The 10,861-nt window shown below is 58.3% G+C and carries 14 protein-coding genes; 10 read left to right on the forward strand and 4 right to left on the reverse strand.

Annotated elements, in window-relative coordinates:
- The 4 genes from ABX749_RS08760 to ABX749_RS08775 form a co-directional block, all read right to left on the reverse strand.
- Positions 1 to 362: hypothetical protein (locus ABX749_RS08760; RefSeq protein ID WP_372895647.1), on the reverse strand; the 362-nt coding region annotated here is incomplete at its 3' end.
- Between the two features lie 2 nt (positions 363 to 364).
- Entirely contained in the window at positions 365 to 1,351 is a 987-nt protein-coding gene (flgA, locus tag ABX749_RS08765; RefSeq protein ID WP_372895648.1) for a flagellar basal body P-ring formation chaperone FlgA, read from the reverse strand.
- 26 nt (positions 1,352 to 1,377) lie between these two features.
- On the reverse strand, positions 1,378 to 2,157 hold the full coding sequence (flgG, locus tag ABX749_RS08770; protein ID WP_095739606.1) for a flagellar basal-body rod protein FlgG: 780 nt from the start codon (positions 2,155 to 2,157) through the stop codon (positions 1,378 to 1,380).
- A gap of 27 nt (positions 2,158 to 2,184) precedes the next feature.
- Entirely contained in the window at positions 2,185 to 2,901 is a 717-nt protein-coding gene (locus ABX749_RS08775) for a flagellar hook-basal body complex protein (protein ID WP_372895649.1), read from the reverse strand.
- A 457-nt stretch (positions 2,902 to 3,358) separates the two neighbouring features.
- On the opposite strand from ABX749_RS08775, the gene fliL reads away from it, so the two are divergent.
- The 10 genes from fliL to ABX749_RS08825 all read left to right on the forward strand — a co-directional run.
- The gene (fliL, locus tag ABX749_RS08780) at positions 3,359 to 3,880 is read left to right on the forward strand and encodes a flagellar basal body-associated protein FliL (RefSeq protein WP_372895650.1); all 522 of its coding nucleotides are present in this window, start codon (positions 3,359 to 3,361) and stop codon (positions 3,878 to 3,880) included.
- Positions 3,877 to 4,725, forward strand: a complete 849-nt coding sequence (locus ABX749_RS08785) for a FliM/FliN family flagellar motor switch protein (protein ID WP_145207337.1) — start codon at positions 3,877 to 3,879, stop codon at positions 4,723 to 4,725. Before fliL ends, ABX749_RS08785 begins: the two co-directional genes overlap by 4 nt.
- A gap of 17 nt (positions 4,726 to 4,742) precedes the next feature.
- On the forward strand, positions 4,743 to 5,126 hold the full coding sequence (locus ABX749_RS08790) for a FliM/FliN family flagellar motor C-terminal domain-containing protein (RefSeq protein WP_145207338.1): 384 nt from the start codon (positions 4,743 to 4,745) through the stop codon (positions 5,124 to 5,126).
- 21 nt (positions 5,127 to 5,147) lie between these two features.
- On the forward strand, positions 5,148 to 6,092 hold the full coding sequence (locus ABX749_RS08795) for a hypothetical protein (protein ID WP_372895651.1): 945 nt from the start codon (positions 5,148 to 5,150) through the stop codon (positions 6,090 to 6,092).
- Between the two features lie 17 nt (positions 6,093 to 6,109).
- Entirely contained in the window at positions 6,110 to 6,832 is a 723-nt protein-coding gene (gene fliP / locus ABX749_RS08800) for a flagellar type III secretion system pore protein FliP (protein ID WP_145207340.1), read from the forward strand.
- Positions 6,833 to 6,853: 21 nt separating this feature from the next.
- Positions 6,854 to 8,992 (forward strand): flagellar biosynthesis protein FlhA, encoded by a 2,139-nt coding sequence (locus ABX749_RS08805; RefSeq protein ID WP_372895652.1) that lies wholly within the window; start codon positions 6,854 to 6,856, stop codon positions 8,990 to 8,992.
- Positions 8,989 to 9,222, forward strand: coding sequence for a hypothetical protein (locus tag ABX749_RS08810; RefSeq protein ID WP_145207342.1), 234 nt, complete (start codon positions 8,989 to 8,991; stop codon positions 9,220 to 9,222). The genes ABX749_RS08805 and ABX749_RS08810 overlap by 4 nt, the downstream gene beginning before the upstream one ends.
- An 11-nt stretch (positions 9,223 to 9,233) precedes the next feature.
- Complete coding sequence (locus ABX749_RS08815) at positions 9,234 to 9,944, forward strand: sigma-70 family RNA polymerase sigma factor (RefSeq protein WP_095739598.1); 711 nt, start codon at positions 9,234 to 9,236, stop codon at positions 9,942 to 9,944.
- Positions 9,929 to 10,138: a hypothetical protein gene (locus ABX749_RS08820; RefSeq protein WP_095739597.1), complete on the forward strand. Its 210-nt coding sequence runs from the start codon at positions 9,929 to 9,931 to the stop codon at positions 10,136 to 10,138. Before ABX749_RS08815 ends, ABX749_RS08820 begins: the two co-directional genes overlap by 16 nt.
- Positions 10,135 to 10,861, forward strand: a 727-nt coding sequence (locus ABX749_RS08825) for a hypothetical protein (RefSeq protein WP_372895653.1), incomplete at its 3' end; no start/stop codon positions are given. The genes ABX749_RS08820 and ABX749_RS08825, both read left to right, overlap by 4 nt.

Raw genomic sequence — 10,861 nt, forward strand, 5'->3', positions numbered from 1 at the left:
CCCAATTCTGCGCTGCCGCTGCCGGTGCCGATCGTACCGCCGAGACCGTAGTCAAATCCTTGCGTGGACGACGAGTTGCCCGTCTTGTCCATCGATCGTTCGTCGCGGTTTTCGACGTCCGTGCTTTCGGCGATCAGAATGGACAACGTGTCGCCGCGGTTGCGGGCGGCGTAGTCACGGTACTGGTCGAGCTGATTATTGCTGCGTCGCTCGAACAGACTCTGCCCCAGCGACGGTTGTGTGGTCACAGCGATCGCCAACAGGACGAGCGCCGGTTTGATGAACGCGACAATGACCGACGACGGGATCACTTGGCGTAGCGGGTGATGGGCATGGCGTAGCGGGTGATGTTCATGGTGCATCGTTATCGCCTCCGTGGGGTCGAAGAAACGGTTGCCAGATTGGGGCCGATGATGGAGGCGTTGAAACGCCGGTTGGTCTGTGGGTTTAAAATCTCGATCGTTTCACCGATCTGTCCCGCTTCCATCGCTCGGGCATTCTTGAGACGGATCTCGCCCTGGCCGACGCTGATCACGACGTCGACCAAGTCGTTTCGCTTGACGGTTTCGGAATTGCCCGCACGAGAACTGTGGAAATGATTGGTCAACAGAATTGAGTTGCTGGCGATGTAGCGGCTTGCGGTCCGTCCGACGGCGTTGTCGGGATTGGCATAGTCGGCACTTTGAGTGATCGAGCGTTCGACCAGACGGAACATGTCGGGCTTCAGCACGGTGCCCTGAGCGATCGGCTGGCTGGCGATCGCGACGGTCATGGTCAGGCTGACCTGGGCGTCAAAGGAATGCGAGTATTGGTTCCCGGCCGAATCAATGATGGCGACGGCCAGCCTGGTGCGGCCGATCGGAAACTCATTGCGTGGGACCAGCTCCACGGCAAACTCGCCGGCGGCGAGCTTTTGTTCTAACGTTGCCAACTGGGGCGTTTGTGTCAGACGAATGTCGACCCGTTCGGCGGCGACGGCGAATTGTTCGCCGAGTTCTGATTCGAGCAACTGTTCCAATTTGCTGCGCAGCTTTGCCGGCGAGGAGCGTCGGGCCGACACCGTGGACGGCCCGATGATGTTGAACGAATCACGCTCGTACCCGGCCAACAGCAGACGCATCTCGACTTGCTTTCGAGTGATCGAACAATCGTCTTGGTCACGCAGCGATTCCAAGTCGAGTTGCTCGATCTCGCGTCGCTGTGACGGTGTGGCGTGCAGGACGTTGGCAATGTCGCCGACGCGAACGGTCGTGTCGGCGACCGGCGAAGACGTCTGGTGCAGCGCAACGACAACGTCGCCGGCCGACGAGGCGTCCGGCGGAGTGAAGATCAGAAAACTGATCAGCAGCATTGCGTATCGAACCGATTTCATCATCGTTACCGAACCAGGTCACTTGCGGAGGAGAGCATTTCATCGCCGGCACGGATCGCCCGCGAGTTGATCTCGTAGGCCCGTTGGGCGGTGATCAGCGACACCAGTTCCGAAACGACCTCGACGTTGGATCCTTCGATGAATCGCTGTCGGATCTGGCCGTTACCCTGTTGACCGGGTTGTCCGAGAATCTCGGCGCCCGAGGCCGCGGTTTCCATGTACAGATTGCTTCCCAGGTTCTGCAGGCCGGCGGGGTTGGTGAACCGGGCGAGTTGAATGGTGGGGCCGACGGTCGAGACCCCGTCGATCTGGTAGCTGACCACGCCGGTCGACGAAATCGACAGGTTGGTCGCTTGCTGGGGAATCGTGATTTGCGGATCCAACAGGAATCCATCGCCGGTGACCATTTGGCCCTGGTCATTGAGCGTAAAGTTACCGTCGCGGGTGTAGGCGATCGTGTTGCCTTGGGTGACTTTGAAAAAACCGTCGCCTTCGATCGCCATGTGGGTATCGATTCCCGTTTCGGTGGGTGTTCCCTGGGCGAACAGGCTGGTGGTGCCGACGGCCCGCACCCCGCTGCCGATCTGCAGCCCGATCGGCTTGATCTCGCCGTTGGCCGAGGCGGCACCGGGCGGCGTCTTGGTGTCGTACAGCAAGTCGGCGAAATTGATGTGCTTCTTTTTGAAGCCGGTTGTATTGACGTTGGCCAAGTTGTTGGCCGTGTTGTCGATCATCAACTCCTGGGCGCGCATGCCGGTGGCGCTGGAATAGAATGCTTTTAACATGGAATACCTATGCGGTTCTCAAGCGGGTTATGATCGGATGTATTCTTTGAGCGAATCCGAGAGAGTTCGCGTGGCTTTCTCGACCGCCTCGTGTTGTCGCGTGTTGACGATCAGCGCGATCAGCTCCGAAACCGGCTGAACGTTGGAAAGTTCGTGGCCGAATTGCGTGATCTTGACCGGGGCATCGCTTTCGACCGAATTGGGACCGGGGGTAAACCCGAGGGCACCGACGGGAATCAGTGTTCCGTTGTTTTCGTAGGCGACCGCTTGAATCCGGCCGACTTCCCGGTCGCCGGCCGAAACCGTGCCGTCGGATGAAATCGTGATCTCACGGTCCGAGACATCGCGGTCGATGGTGATCGGACCGTTTTCACCGCGGATGGGAACGCCCTCTTCATTGACCAGTGTGTTGCTCACGGGGTCGCGGAACAGTCTGCCGTTGCGCGTCAGGTAGGGTTGGCCACCGTTTTCGTAAACGAAAAATCCGTCGCCGGCGATCGAGATGTCCAGCGGTCGCTCCGTCGGGGTGATCCGTCCCGGGGTGAAATCCGACGTCAACGCTTCGACTTCGGGGCCCAGATCCAAGGTGGTGTTCGGTGATGTCTCTTCGAATCGCTGTTTGATTGCCGGTTGAACGCGTCGGTGTCCGCTCGAATTGGCATGCATCAGGTTGCTGCTGATCAGCTCCTGTTGCTTCGCCAATGTCTGCATCGCGGCGGCGCCGCTGTAGAGTCCGTTGATCATTCGACCTTCCTATCCATGGAGCGATCGCGGCGGGTCAGGGGACACGGAGACCAACAGCGATCGTAGGTATTGGTTATGTCGAATATCCGGCGTCTGGCGGTGAGATTATTGGGCCGGCTTGGGCAAGAACGCACGAGGGATAACCCACATTTCCCGGCCGGAGGCGTCATCCCGATGCCCACGCGGGCGGCAGGGGGCGTCGGCCGACCCGCCCGATCAGGCTCGGCTGCGCTTGTGGGGGTTAACCCTCATCGGGTACTGAAAGACAGGTCCCGACTGAATTCCGTCACCCGGGCCGGACGATAAGCTGTAACGACACGGAAAGATAAACCGGTCACGCAAAGATGGCGGGTGACCGGCCAGCGTCGGTCTCGGCCGCAGCGGCCCGAGCGCCTCATCACGCGTCGATCGGGTGGATCGCCGTGTGACCCATTCCCTTCCAACACCTCAACGATTCATGGCAGACGACAACGAGTCCGGAGCGGACGACAAAAAGAAATCCGGCATGCTCTCCAAGCTTGTGATCTGGGGTGCCGTGTTCGTGATGGGCGCCGGTACCGGCGTGGCGGTGCCGATGTTCGTGCTGCCTTCGGATCCCAAGTCGGCTCATCGCAGCCCGGTGGATGAAGACCGCATGGATATCCCCGAGCCTGATGACAAGCTGGCGTTCGTGGACTTTGACGAAGTCGTGGTCAATTTGAACGATGACCGCTATTCGCGTTACCTGACCTGCACGTTCTCGCTGCAAATCGCGGCCTCGCAACAGGAAGCGATCACCAAGTTGGTGGAGGACAAGAACGTTGTCCTGAAGAACTGGCTGATCGCACACTTGCGTGACAAAAAGCTGGAAGACGTCCGCGGGAAACTCGGGCACAACCTGCTGCGACGTGAAATCCATGACAAATTCAACGCGATGCTGTTCACCGACGGCATCGAGCGAATTCAAGATGTCCTTTTCCAGGATTTCAAGGTTCAATGACCGTGCGTCCGTTCGATTTTCGTGACATTGCTGCCCTGGATGACACTGCCGTTGCCATTCGAACTTGGATTTCGAAGTCAACGTCCTTCTTCTCGGACTATTGGGTCGAGGCGACCGGATTCAGTGCCAAATTGGATCTGGGCGCGATCACGACCGAATCGTACGACAAGATCCTCAGTGAAATCCCGCGGCACGACCTGTGTTGCGTCGCCGAGATCAAGGATCGACTGCCATCGGTCTGGTACACCTCCGGCGATCAGTTTCGCATCATCCTGTCCGATTTGCTGTGCCTGCCCCCCGAGGACGAGGGCAGTGACCGGGACCTCAGTGCCATCGAAACCGATCTGTCCAATTACTTCATCAACCGGGTCGCTGAATCGATCAGCCGCGGCTGGATGGGCCAGGGCGAATTGGAGATCTCAGTGACGGATCTGGAAAAAGACGCCCGAAAGTTGCGTCTTTTCCGCGGCAAAGATCTGGTCACCAAGGTCTGCATCGAGATCGAATGCAAGGGCGGCACGGCGACATTGAATTGGTTGTTGCCGAAGCAGAAATTGCCGGCGTTGCTGGACGAAACGGTCGACAATCGGGCCGGTGCGGAACCCGCCAAGCCGTCCAAGGAATTGATCGGTCAGCTGCCCCTGGACGTCGTCACGATGCTGGGGTCGGCCAAGATCCCGATGTCCGATCTGGCCAAGTTAAAACCCGGCGAATTGATCATTTTGGATCAACGCATCGACGAACCGATGGTGTCCCACGTTGATGGCGAACCGGCATTCCAGTGCTGGGCCGGACGGTTGGGCAACAAACAAGCCGTTCAAGTTTCAAAGTGTTTGAACAAGTAAGACGAAGGAATTGATTCATGGCTGAGACCAAGACCGAAACGCCCGTTTCCGACGAGCCGCAAGCGACGTCCGAGGACGCCCAGGGCCAAACGTCCGAAAAGCAAGCCGATGACTCGATTCCAGAGTTTGAAGCGCTCAAACCGAACCCGCCGCAACCCTCCAAAGACCTCGATTTCTCCCGCTTCGGGGGAGTCCACGTCACCCTGGCTGCCGAGTTGGGACGCACCCAATTAACGATTCAAGAATTAATCGGGCTGGCGGAAGGGTCGGTGGTTGAATTAAACCGGGCCATCAGCGCGCCGGTCGAGTTGGTTGCTCAGGGTGTTCCCATGGGTAACGGCGAGGTAGTCGTGATTGACAATCAATTCGCGATTCGAATCAAGCAAATCTATCCCTCTTAGCTCAAATGAATCGGCATTCACATGGACGTCAACATGCCTTTCCGCTTCACCCAAAAATCGATGTGCGTTTTTTACGCACTCCTGATTTCATCGTCACTCGCGACGGTCGCGCACGGTCAACGCTACGCCGAACCTGAATCGCGCTCTTCGCGCCAACTCGGCGGAATGGTCGACCAGCTCTCGCGCGGCGAGTCGACGGTCAGCATTCGCCGCGGAGTGCTCTCGGGCGATATCGGTTCGGTCGACCGGGATGGTCGATCCGAAATTCCGGTGAGTCCGCTGCGGCCGTCGGGCAACCGTCTCGACGGCGGCGCCGAACAGGTCGTCGCGCTGCGTCCGCAACCGATGTCGGTGCGACAAGCCAGTTTCGAATCGAATGATCACCTCAACGACCTGTATTCCGGGCAGCAGCACGAACTGCAGTCGCGGCAGAGTCTTGATCGGCTCAATGCCCAAGATCACTATCAATCCTTCATCGAACGTGAAAACGCCGCACCGGAAGCGGAGCAGGCCGATGCGACGGAGATGATCAGCCGGATCGGGATCAACCTGGTCTTCGTGCTCGCCCTGGCCGTCGGCGGGATCTTGTTCGTCCGCCAGATTCAAAAAGGCAAACAGGGTGGTCGCCAAGACACTCCGGCCGATTTGGCCGGGTTGAAGATCGATCAGGTGTTGCAGGTCACCCGTGGCGTCAGTCTGTACCTGGTCGATTCGATGGCCAGCAAGATTTTGGTCGCCGTCGACGGCGGGGACATCAAATCGGTCAGCGTGCTGCCGTCACGATTCGAGGACGCGCTGGAGGAACCGGAAGCCTTTGGCCGGCAGAAAGAATCGGAAGCCGCCCGGGCCGGTGGAAACGTTGCCAGCCGCCAGGCTTCGCGTCGCAGTGTCAACAAGACCTCGTCGTCAGAGATCGATGAGAATCTGATCCGGCTGCTTTTGACGAAGTCGAAAGAAGCCGCCTGATCAAACCGAGGACTGAAATGGATTTCGCCTTGATCGCCCAGACAACCGCCGAAGCAGCCAGCGATCCGTCGCAGCTGTTTTCGGATCTTGCGCCGCCGTTGCAGGTGGCCGTGTTGCTCGGTGCGCTCAGCTTTGCCACCGCGATGCTGGTCAGTGTCACGGCGTTCACGCGAATCATCATTGTGTTGTCCTTCGTGCGGCGGGCGCTCTCCACGCAAGAGATTCCGCCGAATCAGGTGATGATGGGATTGAGTCTGTTTCTGACGCTGTTCGTGATGGCCCCGACGTTTGAAAAAATTCATGCCAACGCGGTGATCCCGCTGTTGGAGGCACAGGAAGCGGCCGGTCCGGATGAAGAGCCGACGTTCGGGTTTGTCGACGCCTGGAAGATCGCGTCGGAAGAGCTGAAGGTGTTCATGTTGCGGAACACGCGGACGAACGATCTGGGGTTGTTTTTTGAACTGTCCGAGACGCCGCCCCCGTCGCAGCGGATGGACACGCCGCTGAAGATCGCCGTGCCGGCGTTTATCATCAGCGAACTGAAAACCGCGTTCATCATGGGGTTTTGTATCTACATCCCGTTTCTGCTGATCGATCTGGTCATCTCAACGATCTTGATGGCGTTGGGGATGATGATGATGCCTCCGGTGGTTGTTTCGACGCCCTGCAAGTTGCTTTTGTTCGTGCTCGTTGACGGCTGGCAATTGATTTCGAAAGCACTGGTCGCAAGTTTTGCCTAGGGGCGGGTGGCGTACAAATCGATGAAAGACACCGATTCGAATTTCGGATTTCTGCAGCGGAGTGAGCTTTGGCTTTCGGCCTCGTTCCTCGCGATGCTGGTCGTCCTGATCATCCCGCTGCCGACGTTCTTGTTGGACATGTTTTTGGCCTGCAACATCGCCGCGGCGATCCTGTTGCTGTTGGTCACCCTGGGCGCGAAAAAGCCCCTCGATATCGCATCCTTTCCGTCGCTGTTGTTGTTGCTGACGCTGTTCCGGTTGTCGTTGAACGTTGCGACGACGCGTTTGATCCTGCTCGATGCCAATGCCGGCAAGATCGTGTTGACGTTCGGTGACTTTGTCGTCGGCGGAAATCTGGTTGTCGGCGTGGTGATCTTTTTGATCTTGGTCACGATTCAGTTCATCGTGATCACCAAGGGGGCGACGCGGATCTCCGAGGTCAACGCCAGGTTCACACTCGATGCGATGCCTGGAAAGCAGATGGCCATCGATGCCGAACTCAATAGCGGTGCGATCGACGAGAAAGAGGCTCGTGATCGACGCAAGGGGTTGACCCAGGAGGCGGAATTTTACGGTGCCATGGACGGTGCCAGTAAGTACGTCCGCGGTGATGCGATCGCCGGGTTGATCATCATGATCGTCAACATTCTCGGCGGCGTGGTGCTGGGCGTCAGCGACGGCCAAGCGATCACCGACGCGCTACAAATCTATTCGATTTTGACAATCGGTGACGGACTGGTGTCTCAGATCCCGGCACTGATCATCGCCACCAGCGCGGGCATCCTGGTCACCAAGTCGGCATCCGAATCCAACCTCGGTGACGAAATCAACGAACAGGTTTCCGGTGCGTATCGGTCCTTGTTCCTGGGGCCGATGATCCTGGTGTTGATCGCGTTCACGCCGGGGTTTCCGAAGTTTCCCTTCATTCTGCTCGCCGGCGCGGTGTTCGCGTTTGTCTTTTTCGCCAAGCAACGCGAGACGGCCAAAACCGAGGAAGCGGAGAAAGAGCCGGAAGTCGTCGCGGCGACCGAGACACCCGAAGAGAAGGGGCTGCAGAAATTTGTCCAACCCGAACGAATCATCATCGAAATCGGCGCCGGTTTGATCGCGCTTGCCGAACCGAAGCGGGGCAAGGGCATCGCCGAACGGATTTCGACGTTGCGTGAAGACGTGGCGATCGAGCACGGGTTCTGGGTGCCGGCGGCGCGGATCCGCGACAACTTGCAAATCGGCGTCAACGAATATCGCTTTCTGATTTGCGGGCGTGAGATCGCGCGGGGACAGGTGTTCGTCAACGACTATCTGGCGATCAATCCGGGCAGCATCAATGCGGAACTGGAGGGTGAGCCAATCCGGGACCCCGCGTTCGACTTGCCGGCCAAATGGATTCCGGAATCGCAGCGCCGTCGGGCTGAGGTTTTAGGGTTTACCGTCGTCGACGCGCCGACTGTGTTGATCACGCACCTGAGTGAATGCTTACGGAAGCATGCTCACGAGCTTTTGAGCCGACAAGACCTTCAATCCATGCTAGAGAAACTCAAGGAGATCGCGCCGACGACGGTCGAGGAAATCAAACCGGATACGGTGCGGCCGGCCACCCTGCATCAAGTGCTGTTGAATCTGCTCCGCGAACGCATCTCCATCACCGCCTTGGAAAAAATCGTTGAATCGGCGGTTCAGTTCGGTCCCCAAATCAAAGACCCCGTTCAGTTGACCGAAAAGATAAGAGGCGGTATCGGGCACATCATCTGTGACCGGTTCCGTGACAGCAACGGAAACGTGAGGGTCATCATCCTGGAGCCGCGGTTGGAACATTATTTCCGAGAACACCTCAATGGCGACGCGATCGTGTTGCGCCCCGATCAGCTGGAACGCTTGATCATGGAACTGCAAGCGAAATGGGAAGCGTCGCGATTGAAGAACCAGATATCGACCGTGTTGGTGGATTCGTCGGTTCGCTTCCCGCTGCACCGAACGATCTTCCGGTCGTTGCCGGAAATCAGCGTGGTCGCTTACAGCGAGGTCCCCTCCGACATGCGGATCGAGTCGGTCGGGATGATCCGTTACGAAGACGTTTTGGGCGAGGGCGAGAATCCCTCACCCGACCCGTTCGTGCTCGGGCTGCACGGCAAAGACGGCAATCAAGAAGGACGTAAATGAGCGGAAAGTCAACTACTCGGCGTGCATCGTTCCGGCGTCAAAAGGCGTTTCCGGTGGGGACGTTGATAGCCCTGTTGACCGCGGTCGTGGTGACCTTGGTCGGCGTCATCCTGGGGCTGGAATCGTCCACCATTCTGATGCGTGCCATCGTGTCCTCGGTCCTGGTCGGATCGGTTGTCTCGATCGGTGTTGGTGTGATTCGACTCGCTGACGCGGACTACAAGGACTGAGCAGCTTTGTTATGAAAGCGACGATCGAAACAACCTACAAACCGTCCACACAGACCGACCGCGATCGGCTGGTGCTGGATAACATCGACTACGTCGGACGGATCCTCAGCACGATGACGTTCTTTAGCAGGAACGACGATCATCGGGAAAACCTCCACTCCGCCGGAATCCTGGGGCTGGTCCAAGCCGCCGCCAGCTTTGATGCCGAGCAGGGCGTTGCGTTTCGAACGTTCGCCTATCCACGGATCCGCGGCGCGATCGTCGATGAATTGCGCAAACAGTCGCCGGTTTCCCCCCGCATGATGCGGCACGTCGGCAAGATCAAGAAACTGTGCGAGACGCTCGAACCGCCGATCACCCCCGAACAACTCGCCGAACGCTCCAGCCTGCCGATCGATGTCGTACTGGAATGTCTCGAAGCGATGCGCTTCATCAAGCCTGACGACTGGAACGATCTTTCTGATGTAGTTCACAAAACTTGGCGGACCAGTATCGATTCTCCGGAAGATCTGGCCGAAAAAGAAGAAATCGGACAACTGCTTGCAGAATTGATTGAGCAATTGCCAGAGAAGGAACGCCTGGTGATGACGCTGTACTACAGCGAGGAATTGAACCTGGCGGAAATCGGGGCCGCGATGGGTTTGTCCGAATCGCGCACCTCACGCCTGTTGGCCGCAGCGAGATTCAGACTCAAGGAGGCAATTCGATGGAAGACCAGCTAGCAACCGTGTTGAAAGAACGCACCACCAAGGTCGGCGGACCACGCGTCCGGGTCGGGCCAACCAAACACTGCAATGCCGAACCGGAAGTTCGTGTGATCAAAGACGGAAATCGTATCGAATCGATCGTCATCGCTTGCCCCTGTGGGGAAGAGATCACGGTGATTTGCGGCTATGACGAGACAGCGAGTACGTGATTAACACCCGCAGCAACGACCGACAGCGTGGACGGCACGCGACGACCCGGTGCGACTACGGCACCGCCGAGTGTGCCTGCGCGCCGCGCCGGTCTCTGATCGCCGTCTCGTTGCTGCTGTTGACACTCGCAGCCGGATCGTCAGCGATGGCGCAAGAGCGGCATCACAGTCGCCGTGAACAAAATCCCAATTCGGCGCTGCGGAAATTGGATCTGCTGCAACAAAGTGTCAAACAAAAGCTGAAAAACGCGTTGGGCGTCAAGCCGCAGAACGCGTCAGACGATGACGCATCGGCAAGCGGTGCCAATGAGATGACGGGGGCTGACGACCGCCAAGGCCAGAGCCACGGTCCCAACTCCGGCAACGATGCAGCGCAATCCGGAAACGCCGCTCCACCACAGTACCACCCCAAGTGGACTCCGCAGCCGACCCGTCCGACCACGACGGAAAGTCATCCCCGTTGGGTGCCGCCGACCAACCAGCCCGACGACGCCAACCGTGGTGTCGCCGCGGAGAACCGTTGGCAGCCCGAGCAGTACAGCCAAGAACAGTACTTTCAAGAGCAGTACGCCCAGCAACAATACAACCAGCAACAGTACCCGCACGAGCAATACGCACCAGAGCAATACGCACCAGAGCAATACGCACCAGAGCAATACGCACCAGAGCAATACGCACCAGAGCAATACGCACCAGAGCAATACGCACCAGAGCAATACGCAC

It is taken from the genome of Stieleria sp. (assembly GCF_041595215.1).
In the GTDB taxonomy this organism is placed as follows: Bacteria; Planctomycetota; Planctomycetia; order Pirellulales; family Pirellulaceae; genus Stieleria; species Stieleria magnilauensis.

Bases quoted from the DNA above. Each gene is read 5' to 3' on its own strand.
- flgA (WP_372895648.1), bottom strand. From the start codon at position 1,351: ATGCTGCTGATCAGTTTTCTGATCTTCACTCCGCCGGACGCCTCGTCG.
- flgG (WP_095739606.1), bottom strand. From the start codon at position 2,157: ATGTTAAAAGCATTCTATTCCAGCGCCACCGGCATGCGCGCCCAGGAG.
- ABX749_RS08775 (WP_372895649.1), bottom strand. From the start codon at position 2,901: ATGATCAACGGACTCTACAGCGGCGCCGCCGCGATGCAGACATTGGCG.
- fliL (WP_372895650.1), top strand. From the start codon at position 3,359: ATGGCAGACGACAACGAGTCCGGAGCGGACGACAAAAAGAAATCCGGC.
- ABX749_RS08785 (WP_145207337.1), top strand. From the start codon at position 3,877: ATGACCGTGCGTCCGTTCGATTTTCGTGACATTGCTGCCCTGGATGAC.
- ABX749_RS08790 (WP_145207338.1), top strand. From the start codon at position 4,743: ATGGCTGAGACCAAGACCGAAACGCCCGTTTCCGACGAGCCGCAAGCG.
- ABX749_RS08795 (WP_372895651.1), top strand. From the start codon at position 5,148: ATGGACGTCAACATGCCTTTCCGCTTCACCCAAAAATCGATGTGCGTT.
- fliP (WP_145207340.1), top strand. From the start codon at position 6,110: ATGGATTTCGCCTTGATCGCCCAGACAACCGCCGAAGCAGCCAGCGAT.
- ABX749_RS08805 (WP_372895652.1), top strand. From the start codon at position 6,854: ATGAAAGACACCGATTCGAATTTCGGATTTCTGCAGCGGAGTGAGCTT.
- ABX749_RS08810 (WP_145207342.1), top strand. From the start codon at position 8,989: ATGAGCGGAAAGTCAACTACTCGGCGTGCATCGTTCCGGCGTCAAAAG.
- ABX749_RS08815 (WP_095739598.1), top strand. From the start codon at position 9,234: ATGAAAGCGACGATCGAAACAACCTACAAACCGTCCACACAGACCGAC.
- ABX749_RS08820 (WP_095739597.1), top strand. From the start codon at position 9,929: ATGGAAGACCAGCTAGCAACCGTGTTGAAAGAACGCACCACCAAGGTC.